This is a genomic window from Tersicoccus mangrovi, from assembly GCF_036881825.1.
Classification (GTDB): domain Bacteria; phylum Actinomycetota; class Actinomycetes; order Actinomycetales; family Micrococcaceae; genus Tersicoccus; species Tersicoccus mangrovi.
Window position 1 is genome coordinate 196,406 of record NZ_JBAJMW010000006.1, and the last position, 20,490, is coordinate 216,895.

Genomic DNA, 20,490 nt, shown 5'->3' on the forward strand with positions numbered 1-20,490 from the left:
GCACACATGAGGGCCATGACCAGTGCATCGCCCCGTGAACTGCTGACCGCCCACCGCGCCACCCGGCGGGAGGCGGCCATGAACGCTGCCCGCCCCCTGATCCGCGGCCACCTGCCGGGCCTGACCCGCACCCCCGGTGCGGTGATCTACCTGCACGCCGGCAAGCTGCGCCTGCACCCGGTCGCGGGTCGCTCCCAGCTGCTCACCGCCACCCGGCTGCTCGAGCGACTGCCCATCGAGGCCGCTGACGCCCCGGCGCCGGAGGACGGCAAGAAGCGGGTCCGCCCCGACGCGGGGGATTCGATCGTGCTGGCCGACCGCGGTACCCGGGCCGCCCTGCTGCGCTGGGCCGACGATCTGGGCGATGACCCGGACAGCGTCATGCTGCGCCGCATCGTCCAGGTGCTCGGCGGTCTGAACGCCTCCCAGCTGATGCCGGTGCTCACCCAGGCCCTCGAGCACCGGTTCTGGCTGCCCGAGGGGCTGAACCCGCACTCCCTGGCCGACTGGGCCGAGGCGTTCGACGTGCCCACCCACACGCCGGGCCCGCTGATGACCGCCCTGATCGCTCACGCCCGCACCGCAGGCAGCCCCCTGGACCCCGACTCCCTGTCCGCGAAGGACCTGACCGCCCTGACCAACACCGAGCTAGACCTGATCCGGGTGTGCCGGTACGGCGGGATGAACGCGGACCTGCAGCGGTACGCGATGACCGAGGGGCACACCGCCCGGTTCGCGCGTGTGCGCGCCATGGACCCCGGCCTGCTGGACGAGAACCTGATCACCGGGGTCCTGTCCGAGCTGACCGTCACCGGTTACACCGACGGGGTGACCATCGGCACCGTGTCCTCCCCGTTCAAGTTCCGGCCCGGCAAGGGCGTGAAGATCACCGACCTGGTCAGCGAGGTGGGCATGACGCTGGACGAGGTGACCATCGAAGGCGATGACCGGGTCGTGGCCCTGGGCCAGGTCACCGGCCGCACCAAGGCCCACGCCCTGATCGCCGCGGCCCGGGTCGCCAACTGGCGCCTGTTCGTGATGGAGCCCCTGTTCGACCTGCGCACCCGGAAGCTGGACCGGCGCCGGTGGCTCGGCGGTGACGTCGAACGGGTGCGGGGCCGGGTCGTGCCGATGGACGTGCTGGTCGCCGGTTCGCCCTCGGACTGATCCGTCGCAGGCGGGCCGGGACGCCGCACACATGAGGACCATGAGACTTGCGCCCCTGACCCCGGACCAGCTCGCCCACCTGCAGGCGTGGCGGTGGCAAGCGGTGGAGAAGATGCCGTACCTGGCCACCCTGCTGCACTCCCTGCGGCCGGTGGCGACCACCGCGGTGGACACCTTCGCCGTGGACAAGCACTACCGGCTGTACGTCAACTTCGACCGCTGCATCGCCAAGGGCCCCCAGTTCTGCTCCGAGGGGCTGCTGCACGAGGCGTTCCACCTGGTCGCCGACCACGCCGCCGCCGCCGCGCAGGCCGGGGTCACCCCCGACGAGGCCGCCGCCTGGAATGTCGCTTCCGATGCAGCCATCAATGATGACCTGCGGGATGCCGGGTGCGACCTGCTCGCCGCGCACGGTGTCCTGCCCGCCCGCCTGGGGGAGCCGGACTACCAGACCGTCGAGCACTACATGGCCAAGCTGCGCGCCCTCATGGCCAAGCAGGCCGAGCGCACCCCACCGCCCGTCGCGGACGACGAGGCCGGCAACGACGATGCTGACCCGAGCGCGGATACCGAGACCGACGACCCCGACGATCAGCCCGAGGAGGACGAGTCGGGTCAGGACGACGTCGACGACGAGCACGAGGACGACGAGTCGGATCATCAGGACGACGAGTCCAGCCCCGAGGACGACGCGGACCCCGAGCGTGACGGCGAGGGCGACGACTCCGAGTCCGACGACGAGCCCGAATCCGACGCGTCGGACGAGCCGGGCACCGGCACGAGCTCCCGCCCCGGCTCCGGGGCCGGCCGGTCCGGTCAGGGTCAGCCCAACAGCCAAGCTCCCGCGCAGGTCCCCGACACCGGCTGCGGCTCCGCGGCCACCGGCATCCCGGCCGGCTACGAGCTGGACGTCAACGACGACCTCGACGGGGCCGCACCGGCGGCCACCGACATGGACAAGGACCTCGTCCGCGCCGCCGTCGCCCAGGCCATGGCCGCATACCAGCAGGCCAACGGCATCGGCTCGGTGCCCGGCGGCATCATCGACGTCATCCAGTCCGTCCCGGCCCCGTCGCGCACCCCGTGGCAGCGGGTGTTCGCCCCTCTGGTGCGCCGGTGCGTGAACCGGGCACCCGGACAGGACCACCCCACGTACACGCGCCGCAACCGCCGTCGGATGAACGAGACGCTGCGCGACGTCGCGCGCGGCACCGAGTCCAAGATCATCGTCCCCGGCCGGGTCAAGAACACCCCGCGCATCCACTACTACCGCGACACGTCCTACTCGATGGACGACGCCCAGCTGGCGCGCACCACCGCCGAGGTCATCGGCATCGCCAACCAGCTGGGCATCCGCGGTGACGACCTGCTCGTCAGCGGCATCGACACCGTCGTCCACGGCACCACCCGGTTCACCGGCGCCGCCTCCATCGGACACGTCTCCGGTCGCGGCGGCACCGAGATGGGGGAGGCGATCGCCCACGCCTGCAGCCTGCGCCGCAAGCCCAACGTGATCATCATCGCCACCGACGGGGGCACCTACTGGCCCGAGCAGCGGCCCCCGATCCCGGTGATCGTGCTGCTCATCCCGCACCCCCACTACCCGCCCATGCCCGTGCCCGACTGGGCGATCACCGTGGAGGTCACCAGTGTCTGAGCCCCACGTCACCCGCGGCTACCGGGTCACGAGCCGGATCACGTACCAGGCCCTGGCCGACCACCTGGCCGACCTGGTCGCCCCCGCCCGGCGCACCCTGGATCACCGGGCCGTCGCCGGCCTGGTCGCCCACACCATCGACGCGGCCGACGTCGCCGGCACCGCCCGACCCGACGGGGTGCTGCTCACCGCCATCGGCGAACACCGCGCTCACCTGGAGGCGATCTACGAGGGGGAGCACGACTGCCCGGACCCCACCGTGCGCATCGCCGTGCTCCACGACCCGGCCCACCCCCGCGAGCTCTACCTGCTCGCCTTCCACCACCACGACGAGTACGCCCGCGCCCTGGACGAGTCCCCGCACCTGCAGTGGTGGCCCTACTGGGATGAGGCGGCCGAGGACGAACAGCGCCCCCTCGGGACCAGCACCAGCGAATGGGCCCACCGCGGCGCGGTGTGGGACCGGGTCCTGGCCGGACGGGACGCCGACCGACCGGACCGGGTGTGGGAGATGGAACTGACCGGCCCCTGGCCGGACGAGGCCGGCCTCTACGACGAGGCGGTCGAGATCCTCGCCCGCGTGCCGGATCGGCAGGCCCGCGCCCAGCAGGTCGCCCACCAGTTCGTGCACGAGCAGGCCGACGCGGACGGGGTCACCCCACGCGTGATGGAACAGGCCAACGTCCTGTACACCGTCGCCCTGCAGAAGCTGCAGCCCATCACCTTGCCGGACCTGATCGGAGGCACCCTGTGAACGTCATCCCCCTGCCCACCCCACCGGCCCGCCGGTTCGTTCCGGCCGCCGACCGGCTCGCCACCCGCACCGGGGTGACCATCGTGCTGCACCGGCTGCACAACCTCTCCCGCTGGGCCGTCACCGGGCTCGGCCTCGACGGGCAGCCGGCCACCCTCACCGGGCCCGTCCCCGGGGCACCGGTCAACCCCAACAACCCGGAGCTGGCCGCCCAGATCACCGCCGCCGTGAGCGTCCTCAGCGAGCCCGGCCAGACCGTGTTCGCCTCCGACCACGACTGCGCCCGGTTGCTGCGCGAACACACCGACCTGATGGTCAGTGACCTCTCCGCCCCCGCCGGGGCCGTTGCCGCCGGGTCCGAGGCGATCCGCCGACTGGACCGGCGCATCATCGCCAACCTCACCCTCGCCTGCGACGCCTCCCGGGCCACCGGGGGAGCGGTCAACGGCGTCGGCTGGGTGCTGGCCTACTCCACCGGCGCCGAACCGGCCCTCGGCTCCGGTCACACCCTCAGCCCCAAGGGCGGCATCCTGGCCGGGGAGCTCTCGGCCATCCGCAAGGGTCTGGCCGCGACGATCCGACTGCACCCGAGCCTGGCCGACGGGGCCGGGTCCATCCGCGTGATCACCGATTCCCAGGACGCCCTCGCCCTGATCGCCCGTCTTCAGCAGGGCCAGCCCCACTCGGCCGTCAGCGGGGATGCGAACACGGAGGCGCGCCGCATCGTGGAGATGACCGGCCGGATGCGGATCCGGTTCGACTGGGTGCGCGGGCACAACGGCAACACCCTGAACGAGTTCGCGGACCGGCTCGCTGTGCTCGGGCGCCGCAACCACGAGATGGGGGTCGATGAGGTGACCACCGCCCGCATGGTCGCCGGGATCCGCCGTGAAGCCCGCGAATGCCTCACCCGCCCCGTCACCGCGGTCGAACCGGTGGCGGCATGAGCACCACATCCCCGGTCCGGGCTCTGGCCCGGCCCCTCGAACTGGTCACCGCGGCGTCCTTCGACGGGCGGACCCGGCTCACCGGCTGCGGGTGGGTGCTCGCCCACCCCACCTCGACCCGATCCTGGCCTGGCGGCAGGTACGTCGACGTCGGTGCGCACACCGCGGTGGAGGCCGAACTGCTGGCGCTGCGGGTGGGGCTGGAGGCCGCGTTCGCCCGGTTCCATGGCCTCGCCGACGGGACCATCCCCCTGGTCGTGCACGCCAGCTCCCACACGGTGGCCCGACTGGTGGGCGACCCGGGCCGGGCAGCTCGACGCTCCACCGGCTTCCTGGCCCAGCGGGTCGCCACCTTGATCGCCGGTGCCGACGTCGCCGTCCGCGTCTGCCGTCCGGCGCACCGGCTCACCGTGGGCGCCGAACAGCTCGCCGCCCTCACGCGATCAAACCGGGCGGCGCGGCTGGGGGTCACCGCCTGCCGGGTGCAGTACGAGCAGCTGTGTGCGTCCATCGTCGCCGGGTACGGCCAGCAGTCGACCGTGGTGGCCCGGGCAGCCTGAGAGGCGGGCCCCGGTCAGGTGCCGGTCGAGTGGGCGGCGGGATCCGAGGCAGGACCGAACCGCGCGGACCGAAGCCGCCGTTCGACGATGTCGGCCTCAGCGCGGGCCACCTCGACGTCCGCGCCGGCCTGCACGCACAGTCGCTCCGCGTCCGGCGCCCACCAGGCGTCCTGCGGGTCGGCCCGGTACCGGCCGCGGAAGGTGCCAGCCACGACGCCGAGCAGGTCCGCGCGCCCGCCGGCGACCTCCCGCACCGCGGCCACCGCATCGGAGAACTCGCCCTGTCGGGAGGCTGCGTACCGGGAGACCACCCCGGTGATCGTGGCGACCGCCAGGTCGTCGCTGCTCGAGCCTCGATGTCCCACCGCCCCAGCATCCCACCCCTGAGCTGACCCGACTGTATGGGGGTACCATGCGGCCGTGGAGGAACGGATGATCGACGGCCTGGTCGACGAGCAGAAGCGCCTGGCGGAAGCGTCCGAGGAAGCCCGACAGGCGATGCTCCGTGCCGCCGAACAGCGGCAGGAGGCGATCTTCGCGCTGCACGCCGGCGGACTGTCCATCCGCCGCGTCGCCGAGCGACTCGGGATCAGCAACAAGGTCGTCCAGGACGCCATCGCGATGGCCCGCCGCCGAAGGCCGCAGTTGGACCGCCGCGAGGACCGGGTCGCCTGGGAACTTCACCGCGCCGTCGCCGACCAGCTCCGTGCCGACCCTGCTCACGTCGTGAAGACAGCCCGGCGCAACCTCGAGCGGATGCGGGATCGGCCGCGCAGCCAGATCGCCCAGAGCTGGCTTGACGAATGGGACCAGCTGCTCAACGCGTCGGAACCCGAAATCAGGGCCCGCATGCTCGCCACCGACGAGCGCGCCACCGACCTGCGCCAGATGAGTCCCTTCGCCGGTGCCCTCAGCCAGGACCAGCGAACGATCGCGATCCTCAAGGCCGGCTCGGCGGCGCGCTGAGCCCCGGTGCCTCACGCGTTCGGTCCGAGGGGCGGCGCGCGCCGCACACATGGGAGTCGAGCGCGGGCAGTCGGCCCGCCGACCCCGTGAAGGAGCATCATGCGCGCCCTGATCATCCCCGCCGACGGGTCCGCCCGGTTCGAGGACATCGACGCGGAGCTGGAGACTCTCCAGCGACTCGTCGACGGCCACATCGAGGCCGTGCCGGCACGGTTCGGCGCCAACATGTATCTCAACGAGGAGGGCAAGCTCGCGGGGTTGCCGCTGAACCTGGCCGCCACCAGCGCGGTCGACGAGCGTGTCTCTGCCTCCGACGTCATCGTCGGTCCGGCCGTGATCCTCGGTGGTGTCGACGAGATGGGCGGCGACACCGGGCTGGACGACGAGCAGGCCGCTCAGTTCACCCGCCTGCTGGGTCTGCGCGGTGCCGCGTGAGCGCGCAGGTGACGCTGCGGGCGACGGCGGAGAAGGCGGCACGAATCCGGTACCGAGTGGACGTCCGATGAGCACGCCCCTGCCGCTGGCCGAGTTCATCCGCCGCTACGAGGAGATCGCCGGGGCTGGCGCCGAGCCGCTGCCCGAGCACCTGTGGGCTCACATCCAGACGGTCACCGTCCGCGAGGCGGCCGAGGCCGACTCACGTGACGCCGCCGCGCGGCTCTCCGTCCAGCGGGCTGAGGACGCCCTCGCACGGACGTGAAGGCGACCGCCAGCTTCCGATACCTGGCCGGGCTCACGGACACGTACGAGCCGCCGGCGGGGTGAGCGAGGCCGCGGGTGCCGCACACATGGGGCCCATGAGCGCAGAACCCCTCCTGTACGTCAAGGACTTTCACCTCGGCTTCACCGAGCACGACCTCGTCATCACCCGCTACCAGCGTCCCGTCGGCTGGGGCGAGCACCGTCGCGAGGCGCGCTTCGAGGAGGTCTCTCGCATCGACCGCGGTCAGGCGAACCTGCTGACGGCCACGATCGGTCGGGCTGTCCGCAAGGGCAATCACCCGCTGGCCGCCATCAAGGAGGCCAAGCGCACCCACGAGCCGATCTCGATCACCCAGGACTCCGGGATCCTGCTCACCCTCCTGGTCCTGGCCGCGCGCGACCGCACCCCGCAGTCCATCGTCGACCTCGCCTCCCAGCTCGAGGACCTGAGCATCGAGGAGACGTACTACTGGTTCGCGAAGTACGAGCGGCACGGCTCCCGGGCGATCGACGCGCTGCGGGCCCTGTTCGGGGCGGAAGCCCGATGAGCACGACGATCCGCAACGGGTACCGTCTCGCCCAGGGTGCCGACCCGTTCGCCATTATCCCCATCGTGCGGGAGGCCCTCGACCCGATCCGGGACCAGCTCGACGCCACCATGTTCGCCGAACTGGTGATCACCACGATCGACGATGCTGACCTGCGCGGGGAGGACCGACACGTTCGCCCCTTGGTGGACACCTTCACCGAATGGAGGAAGGCGCAGAAGGGCCTCGACCATCTCGACCGTGAGCGCGACCCCAACTCGGTCGGGCTCTCCTTCGGCCGCGACCCGGCCACCGGGCGCATCCACGCGCTGCTGTCCTCGGACCAGCGCGAGTACACCGAGCCCTTCGAAGCGCTGCCCGGCGTGGAGCCCTACCCGTACTGGAACGACACGGATCGACCCGACGACGTCACCCGGGCCGAATGGGGTCAGCGGCGCGAGGCCTGGGACCGGGTGCTGCCCGGCATCGGCGTGCCGGCCGATACGATGCTCACCTTCAGGCTTCGGCCCGAGATCGACGGGGGCCTGTTCAGTGCGATCTCTCTCCGAGGCGGGGAGGAGTCGCTGATCCTGCGGTCTGTCCCGACCCGGCGCCAGCGCGCCCGGCGCATCGCCCGGAACGCCTACACCGAGCACCGGATCAAGGCGGCCCCTGAGCCCAACGACCCGTTCAGGATCGTCTTCGAGGCGATGCGCGAGACCAACCGGTGGGAATCGGCAGCCCTGGCGATCGAACCGCGACTGGCCGAGCCCACCGTCGACCTGTTCGCCGACGGCGCGGGTGAGCACCAGCTGACTGGCCTGCGCGAGGAGCTCGCCGCGCGGTTCGCCCGCGAGGACACGGAGCCCGTCGCCGGGGACTGACCGGCGCGGCGGCCTACGCATGTCCACGGGCATGACCCCACAACACCGCCACCGGTTCCTCGCGCGCCACGGCACCGTCCTCATCGAGCTCGCCTACCGCACCCCGCGACGATCCCGCCGCCAGCGCCTGCGCCGCGCGCTCACCGGGCGCACCGACCCGCACCCCGCGGCCGTAGTGGACGCCGACGCGTTCGACCGTGCCGTCGGCCTGCTCGCCGCCGGAGACCTGCCCGCCGCAGCCGGCGCCTTCGATGCCCTCGGCTACCACGTCGACGCGTGGCCCGCCGCGGCCTGAGTCGATCTACGCATGTCCAGCGAACAGACACACCCGTCACCGACAGGAGCACACCCGCGTGAGCGCACCGCCGACCACCCCGACACCCGGGACGATCATGGGCACCGACCGGGCCGGGGCACCGGTGAGCCTCGGTCGTGACCAACACCTGCTGATCACCGGCGCCGCCGGCAGTGGCAAAAGCCACCTCGCCGCCACCATCGTGGCCGCCCACCTGGACGCCGACGCGCACGTCTACGTCGCCGGCACGCAGCGGACCCTGGCCGACTACGCCCCGTTCGCGTACCGGCTCGCCGGCATCGCCACCACCGCCTGGGACGCGCACACCCTCATCCAGTGCGTCCGCACCCTCACCGACAACCGCCTCGAAGGCGGGGCCAACACCGACGACCCGGTGCTGCTGGTCATCGACGACGCGCATGTCCTGCTCGCTTCGGACCCGACCACCACCCCGGCGCAGCTCGTCGACCTCGACCGGCTCCGCACCGCCCTGACCGGCCTGCTCACCGCAGCCCGCGGGGTGGCCGTCCAGGTCGTGATCGCCACCCAGAGCCCGTCCCGCCAGCTCGGGCTGCCGCCTGCGGCCACCTTCGACGCCCGGGTCAGCCTCGGCCCCACCACCGGGCTGGCCCGGGTCGCCCTGTTCGGTGCCGGGGGAGCGCCGGCGGTCGCCGGCCGCCACGACGCCGTCATCCAGATCGGCGACCAGGAGCCGCACCGGATCGACCTCGCCCACGCCCAGACCCACCTGCCCGAGTCGAAGGCCAGCTGAGGCGCATGCCCGCCCTCACTGCACCGGTCCTCGCGCCGCCACGCGCCCCACGGGAGGACCGGCGCCGCCCCCTGGCCGCCGGCCTGTTCCGGTTCCTGGGCGAGCACCGGCTCACCGTCACCTCCGGGATCCCCGGCTGCGGCTGCAGGCAGACCTGGCCCGGGCCCCTGTACGCCGCCGAGCTCGCTCACCGCCAGCACCTGGCGGACCTGATCACCGACCTGCTGTACCCGCCGACAGGAGTCTTCCCGTGAGCACCACCGACACCCCGACCGCCACGACCACCGTGAACGTGCCGCTGATCCGCATGCTCGCCGGCGCGAGTCTGGGGCTCCTGTTGGCCGCGGCCGCCCTCATCCGCCTCTTCGTGGTGATCGACCCGGACCCCGACCAGCTGACCGCACTGACCCTGGCCGGCTCGAGCGCGCAGATCGAGGCCTGGACGGTGGTGATGCTCTCCGCCGTCGTCGGGCTGATCGTGGCCGGGCAGGTCATCGGCACGGTCACGGTCCGGTCCCTGATCGGCTTCCGCCACCCGGTCGAACCGATCCTCGGCGTGGCCGCCCTGGTGCTCAGCATCGCCGCCCTCGTCTCTGCGCACCCGGCCATGTTCGGGGTGCCGGGCCTGGCCCTGGCGATCATCGCGCGCGGCGTCATCGAGCACTACCGCCCGGCCGCCGTGGAGATCGCCACCGACCCGTCCTAGACGAGGCGGCTGCTGCATTTGTATCGCCTGACTGATACAAATGCAGCGGTGCCGTGCGGGGAGACTGCCGGTGCCGCACACATGGGGACCATGAGCACCCCCGTCATCGAGCCCATCGCCGTCCCGGCCGACGTGCAGGCCCCCGCCTCGTTCACCGAGCTGGTCCGCACTGCCCTGACCGGCCAGTCCGAGGACCTGCGCCCCGACCTGAACGACCGATGCGACCAGTGCGGTCCCGCCTCCGCGGCCGCGGCCGTCTTCGGCTACGCGTCCGGGGAGCTGATGCTCTGCGCCCACCACACCCGCCAGCACCTGCCGGCGATCCTGGCCTCCCGGATGCTGTCATGGTGGATCGACCCCGAGGCCCTCTGGCACCTCGACCTCGAGGAGCCCGCGGCTACGTGATCTTTCGGTAGCTGGAACTGTGGCCCGGCCCGTCGACGACCTGCAGACCAGATTCGGTGCAGGCGGTCGGTCCGTCGATCATGCTGATGGAGGTGATCGATGGGTCTGCTCCGGCGGGGCCGTACAGTGCCCACGCGTTCGGCTCCCCGAGGGTGAACCGCGTCGGATACCGGACGCCGTCCAACTTCGCCCTGTCCTCGAAGGCGTGCGCCCAGGTCTGGGTCAGGTCGTAGTCCGTGGTGGTCAGCAGTTCTCGGATCACGTCGAAGCGCTCAGCGGTGCGCGAGCCGAGGTCGGCGTAGTTCTTCCCTTCGGGCAGTGTGATCTCGGAGACGACGAATCGCTCCGCCAGCTCCCTCTTGATCTTCCGGCGTCCGCGAAGAGAGGGCCCGACGTACTCGCGCGTCGCGGTTTCGACGTCGTCCGCCGAGTAGAGGGTGCCGAGCGGTTCGGCAAGGTCGAACCGGCCGTCCCCGCTGCTTGAGTACCACCCGGGCCCAAAGTCGGCCGAGTGGGCGCGATGCCCGCTGTCGAGGGCGCAGGTCACTGACGGGAAGGCACTGAAGTCGAGGCTGGGATCCGGCTCGTCCTGGAAGGACTGATCACGGGTCACCTCCGCCACGGTGCACCGGCCTGCCGGGCGAGGCGGATCACATCGTCCGAGCGGCCAGTGCGCAACACCTCGGCAGGAGTCAAGCCGTCAAGATCGTCGCCAGCGGCGTTTAGCCATGCAGCGGCTTGCCACGGCCCGTACTCTTTCTCCTCCGGCAGAAGCTCGAGCACTTCTCGGAGCCGCGGAATCCCATCTCCGTGCTCGTCGAACTGGAAGGACGGGTACAGCCGGTGGTTGTCCGAGGTCTTCAGGCAGAGCAGGTCCCCGCGCTTGACTCGCTGGTCGATCGCCTGCCGGCTGAGATCGAAGCGCTTCCTGAGCCCAGCGGTGTCGTAGAACGGGCCGACCTCCTCGTCGAACGGTCCAGCGGTGGGAATCGCTGCGATCATCCGGTCTGCCAGCGCCTCGATGGATCCGGCATGACCGATCATGGGTCCGAGGTTGAGGTTGGCGAACCGAGATTGGAGCGCTGAGATGAGGCCAGCAGTCGCGAACCTGGACACGTCCATGCCGTTCAGCACGATGCTGGCCACGGCGCTACTGGCCGCAGCGGCGGCTGTCGATGTCATTCCGTAGTAGCGGAACAGGGCCAGCTCCTGGGGCAAGGTGAGCCGTTCCTCGTCTGGGTCAACTGCGGGTGCGCGCACTACCGTCGACGTATCGAACGGCACGTGCAGGCTGTCCTGGTCTTCGCCTGCGTCTGCACCCCCGAGCGGGATGAAGGTTTCCCGAGTCCCGAAGGCGCCGATCTTGACCGCGATCCAAAATGGGCTGCCCGTCGATTCGTCGACGTACACCTCACTGATCTCGCCGATGCGGTCACCACTCTGGTCGACGACCATGATGTCGTCGCCCGGAGGCAGCCCGACGTAACGCGGAATCTCGGCGCCGTCGACCAGGCCTGCGTCAGCCATCGTGTGTACCTCCTCGGATGTGGGGTGATGCCACCTTACCCGGCGTCAACAGGGTCAACAAGACTCAGTCCCGTGGGGGCAGGGTCTTGACGTCGGCGTACCGGGAGCGGGCGCGGCCGACGGCGACCTGGGCGTCGATCGGGGTCTCGGCGCCGTACTGGCGCAGGTACCGGTAGAGGGTGGCCCGGGACCAGCCGACCGCCTTGGCGACCCGCTCCCCGGTCTTGCCGTCGGCCAGCATCTGGCGGGCGAGCTCGACCTTGTCCTGGACGGTGTCGGGGTCCACCGGCTTCTGCCCGAACCGCACGCCGCGCTCCTTGGCGGCCATGATGCCGGCGCGGACCCGCTCGTTGGTCAGCTCCCGCTCGTACTCGGCGAGGGTGGCGAACAGGCCCAGCTGCAGTCGGCCGGCCGGGGTGGAGGGGTCGATGTTGTCGACCAGGGACCTCAGTCCGATCTTGCGTTCGGTGAGCAGGGCGACCGTGTTGAGGATGTCGAGCATGGATCGGCCCAGCCGGTCGATGCGGTAGACGACGATCTCATCGCCCTCGCGGGCGTACTTGAGCAGCTCGGACATCGCCGGCCGTTCGCGCGCCGACTTCGCCCCGGTGATCTGGTCGAACCAGATCCGCTCCTCGGCCACACCGTAGGAGGTGAGGGCGTCGAACTGCAGCCGGCCGTGCTGGTCGGTGGTGGAGACACGTGCGTAACCCAGGAGCATTCCCATGGCCCGGACTGTAGCGGTCGCCTGTGTCAGTTCTCCTTGTAGAGCCGTGAGATCCGCCCATGAGACCGGGTCGGTGAGACAACCAGGGGGTCGTGGAGGGGCCCGCGAGCCCGGATTCGGGGTGGCGCGCCAAGGTAGTGTCCGTGAGACGGGCGGGCACCGCCCGACGCCGGGGGGGGGAGCATGGGGATCGAGGCGACGGCGACCCGGGGCGGGCGCTGGTGGTTCCTCAAGGTGGAGGGGCCGTTCGAGACCGCCACCCAGGTGCGACGGCTCAAGGACGCCCCGGCGATGGTCAAGGACTCGATCGTCACCCTCTACGAGCTGAACCCGTCCACGTTCACCGTCACGGTGCGGCAGGACGAGGGCTCCTGACCGCCGCGCTGGGCGACGGCTAGTTCCGCGTCGGGGCGGTCCGCCGGCGGTTGCTCGGCATGGTCACGAGGCCGGCCCACGGGACGGGGACCGTGTCGGCCCGGATGTACAGCGGGTGGCCCGGCGCGCCGGCGGCGGTCAGCTTCAGCGCCTCCGCCCGGTCCCCGAGCAGGGCGTGCACCGCGGCGACTCGGTCGGGTCGGCCGTGGGCGCCCCAGGCGACGATGACCCGGTCCGCGGCGGCCGCTGCTTGGGCCAGGTGCTCGTCGCAGTCAGGGCCGACCGGGTCGGCCGCGCGCCACAGGTCCGCGGGCTTCGTGGCGCGGTAGGCGTACAGGTTGGCCACGGTGAGGCTGCCGTGGCCCCAGGCGCGGGCGAAGCCGATGCACCGGCGGATCGTCGGGTCGTCCACCGTGTGGTCGGCGGTGGACGGGTTGAGCATGACGAACAGGACGGTGCTGCCTTCACCCCAGGTTCGGGTCAGCCGGTACCGGTAGACGCCGTCGGCGGAGAGGACCGCGTCCCGGTGCACCGCGTCGGCGATCGCCATGTTCAGCTCTCCTGGTTCTGCTCGTGTTTGCTCTGGATCCGATCATGCCCGAGGCGCGCCGCTCACCGGCGCGCCTCGGGCTGGTCCGGGTGAGGAGGGCGCTGATGCGCCGGAGGACATGGCGGTGGTCGCCTGCGGCCGGGGTCGTGCTGGTGAGGTGGTTGACCAGGGTGGCGAGCGTGCCGATGGCCTCATCGATGACCGGCCGGTCGGACGCGTCCAGCGGCCGGGTGTGGGCGGAGAGGGTCTCGAGGTCGCGCACAATTGCGCTGAAGCGGCCGGCCGGGGCGTCCTCATCGATGAAGCCGAACCGGCGCACGTCCTCGGCGGACGCCTCGAACTCGTTGCCGTTCTCGAGGCGGACGATCAGCGTGCCGGAGATGGGCCGGTCGAAGGTGGCGGTGTGCATGGGGCCCATGTGTGCGGCACCGCGCTCGGCGCAGAACAGGCTCCGGAACGGCCGAGCGCGCCGTCCCCGGTGTGGGTGACGGCGCGCCCGGATGGAGAGCCTGAATCAGGCGGCCTCCCGCTCCAGCCGCTCCAGCCGATTGACGGCGTTGGTGATGGACTTGACGTTGACTCCGAGCTCGGCACCCACCTGCGGCCAGGTCTTGCCCTCCGCGCGCAGCTTCCGAGCCGCCTCGATCATCGCCGCCGGGGTCCCCGCGGGGCTGAACTTCCTCCCGGTGTCCAGCGCGCGCTCGACCGATGCGCTTGCCACACCGAGCTTGCGGGCGATGTCGGCCACGCTCATGCCCTCGGCGTGCAGCTTCCGGACGCGGGAGGCGCGCTGGGTGGACAGGGCTGGCTGCCGCCCACCCTTGCCCTTCGGAGCCGATGCGGCGACCTTCTGGGTGCGCTTGGCGGCCAGCTGGTCGAGCGCTTGCGAGGGCCACAGCTGCGGCGAAGCGTGGGTGGTGAGCAGGCTGGTGAGGTCGGTGAGCAGCTTCTCTGGAGCGGTGGTGGACTCGGACTTGAGGTACTGGGACAGGGACAGCAGCCAGGTGTGCACCCCGGTGGCCAGGGCCTCGCCGCCGGCGTCGAGGATGGCCTGCCGGTGGGCGGAGGCCGGGTCCTGCAGGAGAGGCCCGACGAGGCCGAGGACCTTGCGGCCCAGAAGCTCGTGATCAGCGCTGGCGACGGCAGCCGGTGCAGGCTCGGCGACCGGGGCGGAGGTGGAGACCTGGTCGATGGGCTGGTAGCCGAAGCGGGCGACGTCCTCGGCGGTGGCCGGCCACTCCTCCCCGTTCTCGAGCTGGACGGCGAGGGTGGCTTCGATGGGGCGGTCATAGGTTGCGGTGATCATGGCCCCCATGTGTGCGGCGTCGGCCGTCGCTCCCGCACCGGTGCTCACGCGGCCACCAGCAGCCGGGCGATGCTGGCCGCGGGCACGCGGTACAGGTCGGCGATCTGGGTGACGGTGCGGCCCTCACTGTGCAGGCGCCGGGCCTGCCGGACCTGCAGGGGGTCCAGGATCTGACGGCCGGACCCGCGCGCGTCGAACAGGTCGGCGATCGCGCCCACCGGGGCGCGCAGCTCCGTCCCGATCTGCAGGAAGCTCAGCCCGGACCGGCGCAGAGCGACTGCGCGCTGCAGCTCCTGGCCCGTCAGGGGTCGGTCCTCGATGGCCGGGACCGGGCGCTTCCGGGTGGGCGCGGCGGCCGGGGCTGGCATGCCCAGGATGTCACCGACGTTGTGGTGGATCGCGGTGAGCAGCCGGTGGGTGCCCTCGTTGAGCTGGTGCCGCTCGACCTGGCCGATCGCCCAGACCAGGTTGAAGATCTCGGTGGCCACCTGCGTGGGCGAGAGCGGCACCGGCTCCGGATCGGGCTCTGGGGCAGGCTCGGGCGCCGGGTGCTCGAGTGCCGTCATCGCCTCCGGTTCGGCGGCCGGTGCGGGGCTGGTGGGGGTGTAGCCGAAGCGGGCCAGGTCCGCCTCGTCGGCGGGCCAGTCGTGCCCGTCCTCGAGGTGGACGTGCAAGGTGGCGGTGACGGGGCGGGGATAGGTGACGGCGGTCATGGGGCCCATGTGTGCGGCACCGCCGGCCTCACCCGTCGGCCGGGACCGGCTCCCACTGGACGGGCGCACCGCGTCGGACGACGATCCAGTCGGTGACGGCGCTGCGGTTCTTCGCGCGTGCCGCGCAGCGGGCCTGGGCGAGGCTGATGTGCGGGTGCACCTTCTCGGGCTGGGAGGCGCGGGCGATGCCGTACTGGTAGCGGGCCGCCCCGGGCGCGACGGCCTCGGTGGTGGGGGCGGGCATATACACCTGCTCGAACTCCTCGATCGGGACCAGTTCGTGGCTGGCGACCGTCCCGTCGGGTCCGATCTGCTCGAGGAGGACGATGTCACAGACCCTGGCGGTGAGCCGGTGGCCGTAGCGCATGAACGAGTAGGTGCCCGTGGCGAAGGGCTCGTCCCGGTAGGTGTCCCACCAGTACGCCAGGGCGGCCGCGTCGTCCAGGCGCGTGGCGCGGGATGCCAGTGCCGGGCGGGGGACGTAGGTCCCGTCGAAGATGCTCATGCACCCCATGTGTGCGGCAGCGCACACCTCAGTCGCGGCGGACCCGCTTCTGGCTGGGCCACAGGGTGCTCCAGTGGTCGTAGCCGCCGGCGTGGGCGAGGTGGATGGCCAGGTTGGCGCAGGCGACGGCGTCCTCACCGGCGTCGTGGTGCCCGAAGTCGGGCAGGCCCAGGTGGTCGACGAGCGTGTTCAGCCGGTACGAGGCCAGGCCGGGGAGCCGGTGCTTGGCCAGGGTGTGGGTGCACAGGTAGGCGAAGTCGGGGGCGGCCAGGCCGAGCGCCTCGGAGCCCTGCACGATCACGGAGCGCTCCACCGAGACGTTGTGCCCGACCAGGGGCAGGTCACCGGTGAAGCGGACCAGCCGGTCCAGGATGTCGCCGAAGTGCGGGGCGCCGACCAGGTCGCGGGCGGTGATGCCGTGGATCGCCACGTTGCGGTGCCCGAACTCGCGGTGACCCGGGGGAGGGGTCACGTAGGAGGTGAACGTCTTGGTGATCACCCCGTCCAGGACTTTCGCCACCCCGATCTGGCACACGGAGGCGCGCTTGGGGTTGGCGGTCTCGAAGTCGATGGCCACGAAGTCCAGGCCCGGGATCGTGACCGGCTCGGCGGCCAGGGCGGTGGACATCGCGGTACTCCTCAGACGGGGCGGTGACGTTGGCGGCAGACCCGCCAGGGGCTCTTGGGGCGCTCCCCGGCAGGTCCGCGTGCACCCCATGTGTGCGGCAGGCCCAGCCTCCCGCGCACAGACGGTGCGGGCCGGGTCAGTGGTGCTGCAGCTGGGCCGGGGTGCGCTCGGCCAGGTAGGCGGCCGCCCGCTCCCGGGCGCGCACGCGCACCTCGGCGCGGCGGCGGGAGATGAGCACGACGGCGACGGCGAGCAGGACGAACGCGGCGAAGATCGGCGCGGCGAACGCGACGTAGAACGAGACCAGGGACCCCATGGACGGGACGCTACCGGCGCCGGCGACGGCACGCCCGTCGTGTCCGGTAACGATCGCGTACCGGCAGCGCCCCGGACCGGCGAGAGGCCAGTCACGACCGGCCCAGGGCGCCGCCGTTGCCCGGGGACATGCGTAGACCCAGGGCTCGTGGGCGGTCTCAGACGGCCCGGCCGGAGATGTAGCCGGCGTACAGCTCCCGGTCCGTCGGCACGACGTCCCAGACGATGAACGCCAGGACCGCGGCGCACACCAGGTTGCACACCACCTCCGGTCCCACCGGCAGCGGAACCCCCGTGAGCATCGGGGCAGCCACCCTCGCCAGCAGCGACCCGCCGACCAGGGAGATCGGCACCGACAGGGCGATCAGCAGCCCCGAGATCAGGTAGCGGACCTGGTTGTTGATCTGCCCTGACGTGCGCAGCGCGTACACCAGCGACCAGACCGCCAGCAGCGCCAGGACACCGCCGAGGCCGACGGTGGCGATGATGGCCCAGACCATGGGGATCCTTCCGGGTTCGACGACGAGCTCGGCGGGGGACATGCGTAGACGGCCCACCGGCGAATGAGGACAGGGCAGCTTGGCGTCGACCGATAACGTGGATGCCGCACACATGGTGGACGAACATCGACCACCAGCGGCGCCGGCGCGGCCGACGGCCATCAGGAGAACAGGACGAGCGTGACGCTTTCATCCACCGAAGCCGGGCACTTGACCCAGCAGCAGCTCGAGTCGACCCTCTGGGCGGCCGCCAATGCTCTGCGCGGGCCCGTCGACCCGGGCGACTTCAAGGCTTACGTCTTCCCCGTCCTGTTCTTCAAGTGGATCTCCGACAACTGGGACCACGAGCACGCCGAAGCCGTCGACGCCCTTGGCGAGGACATCACCGCCGAGGTCGAGGCCGAGTTCCACACCTTCACCCTTCCCGACGGGTGTCACTGGGCTGACGTCATCGGCACCGCCCAGAACACCGGCGTCAAGCTCGACTGGGCGCTGCAGCGCATCCAGACCGCCAACCCCGACACCCTCCGAGGCGTCTTCGGCGACGTCCAGTGGGCCAACACCGAGCGCCTCCCCCAGTCGGCGCTGATGGCGTTGCTGAACACCTTCCAGGGCGTGCGCCTGGACCCCGACTCCGTCAACGGCGACATGCTCGGCTCCGCCTACGAGTACCTGCTGCGCGAGTTCGCCGAGGCGTCGGGGAAGAAAGCCGGGGAGTTCTTCACCCCGCGCCACGTCGTCCACCTGCTCGTTCAGCTGCTCGACCCCCGCCCTGGGGACGAGATCGCCGACCCGGCCTGCGGGTCCGGGGGCATGCTGATCGAAACGGCCCTGGCCGTCCGTGAGGCCGGCGGCAACCCGAACACGCTGCGCCTGAACGGTCAGGAGATCAACCTGACCACCAGTGCGATCGCCAAGATGAACCTCTACCTGCACGACCTGGAGGACTTCACCATCGTCCGCGGCGACACCTTCCGGGAGCCCAAGCTGCTGTACGGGGCGCGGCTGAAGCGGTTCGACGTGGTGATCGCCAATCCGCCGTTCAGCCTGCAGAACTGGGGCGCCGACACCTGGGCCACCGACCCCTACGGTCGCTCCACGTTCGGGGTGCCGCCGGCCAACAACGGCGACTTCGCCTGGATCGAGCACATGCTCACCACCATGAAGCCGGGCACCGGCCGCGTCGGCGTCGTCATGCCCCATGGCGTCCTGTTCCGCGGTCAGGGAGCCGGCAAGATCCGCGAGGAGATCCTCAAATCCGACCTGCTCGAGGCCGTCATCGGGCTGCCCAACAACCTGTTCTACTCCACCTCCATCCCCGTCTGCCTGCTCATCTTCCGCGCCACCAAGCCGCTGGACCGGGCCGGTCGCGTGCTGATGGTCGACGCGTCCAAGCGGTTCGTGCCCGGCAAGAACCAGAACACCATGAGCGAGGACGACGTCGAGGCGATCAGCGCCGCCTACCACCGCGGCGAAGACGTCGACGGGGAAGGCGGCCTCAGCCTCCGCCTGGTCGACCTGGACGAGATCGCAGGCAACGGGTACGACCTGAACATCGGCCGATACCTGCGAGCCGAGACCGCCGCCGAGGCCAACGTCGAGGAGGCCCTGCTCGCCTACCAGGAGGCCCGCGAGAAGCTCGCGACCGCCGAGTCGGTCCTCGCCGAGAAGCTGAAGGCGGCCGGGTTCAATGCGTGACGGCTGGGCCAGGGTCCCCCTTGGTGATGTTGCGACCCAATGGGTCTCTCCCGTCACGCTGGAGGCGGATCACCAGTACCGCAATCTCGGTGTCCGCTGGTATGCCGAGGGGACGTTCCTTCGCGAGCCGAAGCGCGGGTCCGAGATCAAGGCGGAGCGGCTATTCCGAGTCCAACCCGGCCAGTTCGTGTACAACCGGCTGTTCGCCTCGGAGGGATCGTTCGCGCTTGTAGACGCGGCGGACGCTGAGGCTGTCGCATCGAACGAGTTCCCGGTGTTCGATCTTGACGCCGGTCGGATCGTGCCCGAGTATCTCGCCCTGCACTTCCAACAGCGGGCCGTCTGGGAGCAGGTGGCCGCTGAATGCACGGGTACGACCAAGAGCCGGAAGCGGTGGAAAGAGGCTCAGTTCTCTGCTCATCGCATCGGTCTGCCGCCGATCACTGAGCAGCGGCGCATCGTTGACCTGATCGGTGCCCTCGACGACACCATCACCGCCGCCGAGGGAAGACGCACTGCGGCGACGGCGCTGCAGGCGAGCGTGTTGCAGGACTCGATCATGGAGGCAATGGGCGAAGAGAAGCCGCTCGACGCCTTGTTCAGCTACGTCATCGGCGGGTCATGGGGGAGTGCGCCTGGCGCCGAAGAAGCCGCGGTGACCGCGCTCGGAACCTCCGCGTTCACCGACGCAAGAACCGAGGTGGAACCCTCCCTCGGTACCCTCCGAAGCCTCTCCCGCAAGCGTGCCGATGCGCGAACCCTCCAGGCCGGCGACATCGTGCTCGAACGCTCGGGCGGCTCGCCCACTCAGCCGGTTGGCCGGGTGATCCGCATGGCTGAAGACGCCGCCAGTGTCGTGCCGTCAGACTTCATGCGGCTGCTCCGACCGAACTCAGAGATCGTGGACCCGAGTTTCGCCTTCTGGCTCATGTGGAGCAGCTACGAGGCCGGCCGCGCCGCGCCATACCAGAAGTTCACCACCGGCATCCGAAACCTGAACATCCCGAACTACCTCGCCAACGAGACGATTCGCGTGCCAAGCCGCGAAGAGCAGCAGCGGATCAGCGCGCTGGGCGATGCCCTGCTCGAAGATGTCCGGGCCGCGTCCGCCGTCCGGCAGTCTCTGGAAGACTCCCGCACCGAGCTCCTGTCCGCGTTGCTCTCCGGCGAGCACGAGATCCCGGCGGCGTACGACGAGCTGATGGGTCAGGCCAGCGACGCCGCAGCGTGACACCTCTGGTGGGGATCGTCTGCGCATGCTCCCGGGCGGTGAGCACATAGGCTGACCGGGAGTGTGACCTGCG

The 20,490-nt window shown here is 71.0% G+C and carries 30 protein-coding genes; 18 read left to right on the forward strand and 12 right to left on the reverse strand.

Annotated elements, in window-relative coordinates; translation table 11 throughout:
* Positions 1-15: 15 nt before the first annotated feature.
* From V6N00_RS13550 to V6N00_RS13570, 5 genes are read left to right on the forward strand one after another with little or no spacing between them, the layout of a single operon-like run.
* Positions 16-1,167 carry a hypothetical protein gene (locus V6N00_RS13550; protein ID WP_334232999.1) on the forward strand — a complete coding sequence of 384 codons (1,152 nt, stop codon included), beginning with the start codon at positions 16-18 and terminating at the stop codon, positions 1,165-1,167.
* A 40-nt stretch (positions 1,168-1,207) separates the two neighbouring features.
* On the forward strand, positions 1,208-2,824 hold the full coding sequence (locus V6N00_RS13555) for a vWA domain-containing protein (RefSeq protein WP_334233001.1): 1,617 nt from the start codon (positions 1,208-1,210) through the stop codon (positions 2,822-2,824).
* On the forward strand, positions 2,817-3,578 hold the full coding sequence (locus V6N00_RS13560; RefSeq protein WP_334233004.1) for a hypothetical protein: 762 nt from the start codon (positions 2,817-2,819) through the stop codon (positions 3,576-3,578). The genes V6N00_RS13555 and V6N00_RS13560 overlap by 8 nt, the downstream gene beginning before the upstream one ends.
* Complete coding sequence (locus tag V6N00_RS13565; RefSeq protein ID WP_334233006.1) at positions 3,575-4,525, forward strand: RNase H family protein; 951 nt, start codon at positions 3,575-3,577, stop codon at positions 4,523-4,525. The genes V6N00_RS13560 and V6N00_RS13565 overlap by 4 nt, the downstream gene beginning before the upstream one ends.
* Positions 4,522-5,085 carry a ribonuclease H family protein gene (locus tag V6N00_RS13570; RefSeq protein WP_334233007.1) on the forward strand — a complete coding sequence of 188 codons (564 nt, stop codon included), beginning with the start codon at positions 4,522-4,524 and terminating at the stop codon, positions 5,083-5,085. Before V6N00_RS13565 ends, V6N00_RS13570 begins: the two co-directional genes overlap by 4 nt.
* Before the next feature lie 14 nt (positions 5,086-5,099).
* Here V6N00_RS13570 and V6N00_RS13575 read toward each other — a convergent pair whose 3' ends face one another.
* Positions 5,100-5,450: a hypothetical protein gene (locus V6N00_RS13575; protein WP_334233009.1), complete on the reverse strand. Its 351-nt coding sequence runs from the start codon at positions 5,448-5,450 to the stop codon at positions 5,100-5,102.
* A 55-nt stretch (positions 5,451-5,505) separates the two neighbouring features.
* Here V6N00_RS13575 and V6N00_RS13580 point away from each other — a divergent pair, with 55 nt between their 5' ends.
* The 10 genes from V6N00_RS13580 to V6N00_RS13625 all read left to right on the forward strand — a co-directional run bounded on the left by V6N00_RS13580 (position 5,506) and on the right by V6N00_RS13625 (position 10,342).
* Entirely contained in the window at positions 5,506-6,051 is a 546-nt protein-coding gene (locus V6N00_RS13580) for a hypothetical protein (RefSeq protein WP_334233010.1), read from the forward strand.
* Between the two features lie 99 nt (positions 6,052-6,150).
* Positions 6,151-6,486 carry a DUF3846 domain-containing protein gene (locus V6N00_RS13585; protein WP_334233012.1) on the forward strand — a complete coding sequence of 112 codons (336 nt, stop codon included), beginning with the start codon at positions 6,151-6,153 and terminating at the stop codon, positions 6,484-6,486.
* Between the two features lie 67 nt (positions 6,487-6,553).
* Positions 6,554-6,751: a hypothetical protein gene (locus V6N00_RS13590; RefSeq protein WP_334233014.1), complete on the forward strand. Its 198-nt coding sequence runs from the start codon at positions 6,554-6,556 to the stop codon at positions 6,749-6,751.
* Positions 6,752-6,848: 97 nt separating this feature from the next.
* Positions 6,849-7,301 carry a DUF7680 family protein gene (locus tag V6N00_RS13595; protein WP_334233016.1) on the forward strand — a complete coding sequence of 151 codons (453 nt, stop codon included), beginning with the start codon at positions 6,849-6,851 and terminating at the stop codon, positions 7,299-7,301.
* Positions 7,298-8,164 carry a hypothetical protein gene (locus V6N00_RS13600; RefSeq protein ID WP_334233018.1) on the forward strand — a complete coding sequence of 289 codons (867 nt, stop codon included), beginning with the start codon at positions 7,298-7,300 and terminating at the stop codon, positions 8,162-8,164. The genes V6N00_RS13595 and V6N00_RS13600 overlap by 4 nt, the downstream gene beginning before the upstream one ends.
* Positions 8,165-8,195: 31 nt before the next feature.
* A complete protein-coding gene (locus tag V6N00_RS13605; RefSeq protein WP_334233020.1) occupies positions 8,196-8,459 on the forward strand; it encodes a hypothetical protein in 264 nt (87 codons plus the stop codon).
* 58 nt (positions 8,460-8,517) lie between these two features.
* Positions 8,518-9,231 (forward strand): ATP-binding protein, encoded by a 714-nt coding sequence (locus tag V6N00_RS13610; protein WP_334233022.1) that lies wholly within the window; start codon positions 8,518-8,520, stop codon positions 9,229-9,231.
* A gap of 5 nt (positions 9,232-9,236) precedes the next feature.
* Positions 9,237-9,485, forward strand: coding sequence for a hypothetical protein (locus tag V6N00_RS13615; protein WP_334233024.1), 249 nt, complete (start codon positions 9,237-9,239; stop codon positions 9,483-9,485).
* Positions 9,482-9,937 carry a hypothetical protein gene (locus V6N00_RS13620; RefSeq protein ID WP_334233026.1) on the forward strand — a complete coding sequence of 152 codons (456 nt, stop codon included), beginning with the start codon at positions 9,482-9,484 and terminating at the stop codon, positions 9,935-9,937. The genes V6N00_RS13615 and V6N00_RS13620 overlap by 4 nt, the downstream gene beginning before the upstream one ends.
* A 90-nt stretch (positions 9,938-10,027) precedes the next feature.
* Complete coding sequence (locus V6N00_RS13625) at positions 10,028-10,342, forward strand: DUF7455 domain-containing protein (protein WP_334233028.1); 315 nt, start codon at positions 10,028-10,030, stop codon at positions 10,340-10,342.
* Here V6N00_RS13625 and V6N00_RS13630 read toward each other — a convergent pair.
* From V6N00_RS13630 to V6N00_RS13640, 3 genes are all read right to left on the reverse strand, one after another.
* A complete protein-coding gene (locus V6N00_RS13630) occupies positions 10,335-10,955 on the reverse strand; it encodes an RES family NAD+ phosphorylase (RefSeq protein WP_334233030.1) in 621 nt (206 codons plus the stop codon). The genes V6N00_RS13625 and V6N00_RS13630 overlap by 8 nt on opposite strands.
* On the reverse strand, positions 10,952-11,869 hold the full coding sequence (locus V6N00_RS13635) for a PRC-barrel domain-containing protein (RefSeq protein ID WP_334233032.1): 918 nt from the start codon (positions 11,867-11,869) through the stop codon (positions 10,952-10,954). The genes V6N00_RS13630 and V6N00_RS13635 overlap by 4 nt, the downstream gene beginning before the upstream one ends.
* A 64-nt stretch (positions 11,870-11,933) precedes the next feature.
* Positions 11,934-12,596 carry a recombinase family protein gene (locus V6N00_RS13640; RefSeq protein WP_334233034.1) on the reverse strand — a complete coding sequence of 221 codons (663 nt, stop codon included), beginning with the start codon at positions 12,594-12,596 and terminating at the stop codon, positions 11,934-11,936.
* Between the two features lie 183 nt (positions 12,597-12,779).
* On the opposite strand from V6N00_RS13640, the gene V6N00_RS13645 reads away from it, so the two are divergent.
* Positions 12,780-12,971 carry a hypothetical protein gene (locus tag V6N00_RS13645; RefSeq protein WP_334233035.1) on the forward strand — a complete coding sequence of 64 codons (192 nt, stop codon included), beginning with the start codon at positions 12,780-12,782 and terminating at the stop codon, positions 12,969-12,971.
* A gap of 19 nt (positions 12,972-12,990) precedes the next feature.
* Here V6N00_RS13645 and V6N00_RS13650 read toward each other — a convergent pair whose 3' ends face one another.
* The 8 genes from V6N00_RS13650 to V6N00_RS13685 all read right to left on the reverse strand — a co-directional run bounded on the left by V6N00_RS13650 (position 12,991) and on the right by V6N00_RS13685 (position 17,488).
* Positions 12,991-13,521, reverse strand: coding sequence for a DUF1643 domain-containing protein (locus V6N00_RS13650; RefSeq protein ID WP_334233036.1), 531 nt, complete (start codon positions 13,519-13,521; stop codon positions 12,991-12,993).
* Positions 13,436-13,930, reverse strand: a complete 495-nt coding sequence (locus tag V6N00_RS13655) for a hypothetical protein (protein WP_334233038.1) — start codon at positions 13,928-13,930, stop codon at positions 13,436-13,438. Before V6N00_RS13655 ends, V6N00_RS13650 begins: the two co-directional genes overlap by 86 nt.
* 105 nt (positions 13,931-14,035) lie before the next feature.
* Entirely contained in the window at positions 14,036-14,875 is an 840-nt protein-coding gene (locus tag V6N00_RS13660; RefSeq protein ID WP_334233040.1) for a helix-turn-helix domain-containing protein, read from the reverse strand.
* A complete protein-coding gene (locus tag V6N00_RS13665) occupies positions 14,872-15,540 on the reverse strand; it encodes a hypothetical protein (protein ID WP_334233042.1) in 669 nt (222 codons plus the stop codon). The genes V6N00_RS13660 and V6N00_RS13665 overlap by 4 nt, the downstream gene beginning before the upstream one ends.
* A gap of 28 nt (positions 15,541-15,568) precedes the next feature.
* Positions 15,569-16,045, reverse strand: a complete 477-nt coding sequence (locus V6N00_RS13670; RefSeq protein ID WP_334233044.1) for a hypothetical protein — start codon at positions 16,043-16,045, stop codon at positions 15,569-15,571.
* Between the two features lie 28 nt (positions 16,046-16,073).
* Complete coding sequence (locus tag V6N00_RS13675; protein ID WP_334233046.1) at positions 16,074-16,673, reverse strand: 3'-5' exonuclease; 600 nt, start codon at positions 16,671-16,673, stop codon at positions 16,074-16,076.
* Between the two features lie 136 nt (positions 16,674-16,809).
* On the reverse strand, positions 16,810-16,989 hold the full coding sequence (locus tag V6N00_RS13680; RefSeq protein ID WP_334233048.1) for a hypothetical protein: 180 nt from the start codon (positions 16,987-16,989) through the stop codon (positions 16,810-16,812).
* Between the two features lie 157 nt (positions 16,990-17,146).
* The gene (locus V6N00_RS13685) at positions 17,147-17,488 is read right to left on the reverse strand and encodes a hypothetical protein (protein WP_334233051.1); all 342 of its coding nucleotides are present in this window, start codon (positions 17,486-17,488) and stop codon (positions 17,147-17,149) included.
* Positions 17,489-17,668: 180 nt separating this feature from the next.
* Between V6N00_RS13685 and V6N00_RS13690 the strand changes: the two genes are divergently transcribed.
* Positions 17,669-19,186 carry a type I restriction-modification system subunit M gene (locus tag V6N00_RS13690; protein ID WP_334233052.1) on the forward strand — a complete coding sequence of 506 codons (1,518 nt, stop codon included), beginning with the start codon at positions 17,669-17,671 and terminating at the stop codon, positions 19,184-19,186.
* Positions 19,179-20,417, forward strand: a complete 1,239-nt coding sequence (locus V6N00_RS13695; protein WP_334233054.1) for a restriction endonuclease subunit S — start codon at positions 19,179-19,181, stop codon at positions 20,415-20,417. Before V6N00_RS13690 ends, V6N00_RS13695 begins: the two co-directional genes overlap by 8 nt.
* Positions 20,418-20,490 lie beyond the last annotated feature (73 nt).

Bases quoted from the DNA above. Each gene is read 5' to 3' on its own strand.
- V6N00_RS13550 (WP_334232999.1), top strand. From the start codon at position 16: ATGACCAGTGCATCGCCCCGTGAACTGCTGACCGCCCACCGCGCCACC.
- V6N00_RS13555 (WP_334233001.1), top strand. From the start codon at position 1,208: ATGAGACTTGCGCCCCTGACCCCGGACCAGCTCGCCCACCTGCAGGCG.
- V6N00_RS13570 (WP_334233007.1), top strand. From the start codon at position 4,522: ATGAGCACCACATCCCCGGTCCGGGCTCTGGCCCGGCCCCTCGAACTG.
- V6N00_RS13585 (WP_334233012.1), top strand. From the start codon at position 6,151: ATGCGCGCCCTGATCATCCCCGCCGACGGGTCCGCCCGGTTCGAGGAC.
- V6N00_RS13590 (WP_334233014.1), top strand. From the start codon at position 6,554: ATGAGCACGCCCCTGCCGCTGGCCGAGTTCATCCGCCGCTACGAGGAG.
- V6N00_RS13595 (WP_334233016.1), top strand. From the start codon at position 6,849: ATGAGCGCAGAACCCCTCCTGTACGTCAAGGACTTTCACCTCGGCTTC.
- V6N00_RS13600 (WP_334233018.1), top strand. From the start codon at position 7,298: ATGAGCACGACGATCCGCAACGGGTACCGTCTCGCCCAGGGTGCCGAC.
- V6N00_RS13605 (WP_334233020.1), top strand. From the start codon at position 8,196: ATGACCCCACAACACCGCCACCGGTTCCTCGCGCGCCACGGCACCGTC.
- V6N00_RS13615 (WP_334233024.1), top strand. From the start codon at position 9,237: ATGCCCGCCCTCACTGCACCGGTCCTCGCGCCGCCACGCGCCCCACGG.
- V6N00_RS13625 (WP_334233028.1), top strand. From the start codon at position 10,028: ATGAGCACCCCCGTCATCGAGCCCATCGCCGTCCCGGCCGACGTGCAG.
- V6N00_RS13635 (WP_334233032.1), bottom strand. From the start codon at position 11,869: ATGGCTGACGCAGGCCTGGTCGACGGCGCCGAGATTCCGCGTTACGTC.
- V6N00_RS13640 (WP_334233034.1), bottom strand. From the start codon at position 12,596: ATGGGAATGCTCCTGGGTTACGCACGTGTCTCCACCACCGACCAGCAC.
- V6N00_RS13645 (WP_334233035.1), top strand. From the start codon at position 12,780: ATGGGGATCGAGGCGACGGCGACCCGGGGCGGGCGCTGGTGGTTCCTC.
- V6N00_RS13650 (WP_334233036.1), bottom strand. From the start codon at position 13,521: ATGGCGATCGCCGACGCGGTGCACCGGGACGCGGTCCTCTCCGCCGAC.
- V6N00_RS13655 (WP_334233038.1), bottom strand. From the start codon at position 13,930: ATGCACACCGCCACCTTCGACCGGCCCATCTCCGGCACGCTGATCGTC.
- V6N00_RS13665 (WP_334233042.1), bottom strand. From the start codon at position 15,540: ATGACCGCCGTCACCTATCCCCGCCCCGTCACCGCCACCTTGCACGTC.
- V6N00_RS13670 (WP_334233044.1), bottom strand. From the start codon at position 16,045: ATGAGCATCTTCGACGGGACCTACGTCCCCCGCCCGGCACTGGCATCC.
- V6N00_RS13675 (WP_334233046.1), bottom strand. From the start codon at position 16,673: ATGTCCACCGCCCTGGCCGCCGAGCCGGTCACGATCCCGGGCCTGGAC.
- V6N00_RS13680 (WP_334233048.1), bottom strand. From the start codon at position 16,989: ATGGGGTCCCTGGTCTCGTTCTACGTCGCGTTCGCCGCGCCGATCTTC.
- V6N00_RS13685 (WP_334233051.1), bottom strand. From the start codon at position 17,488: ATGGTCTGGGCCATCATCGCCACCGTCGGCCTCGGCGGTGTCCTGGCG.
- V6N00_RS13695 (WP_334233054.1), top strand. From the start codon at position 19,179: ATGCGTGACGGCTGGGCCAGGGTCCCCCTTGGTGATGTTGCGACCCAA.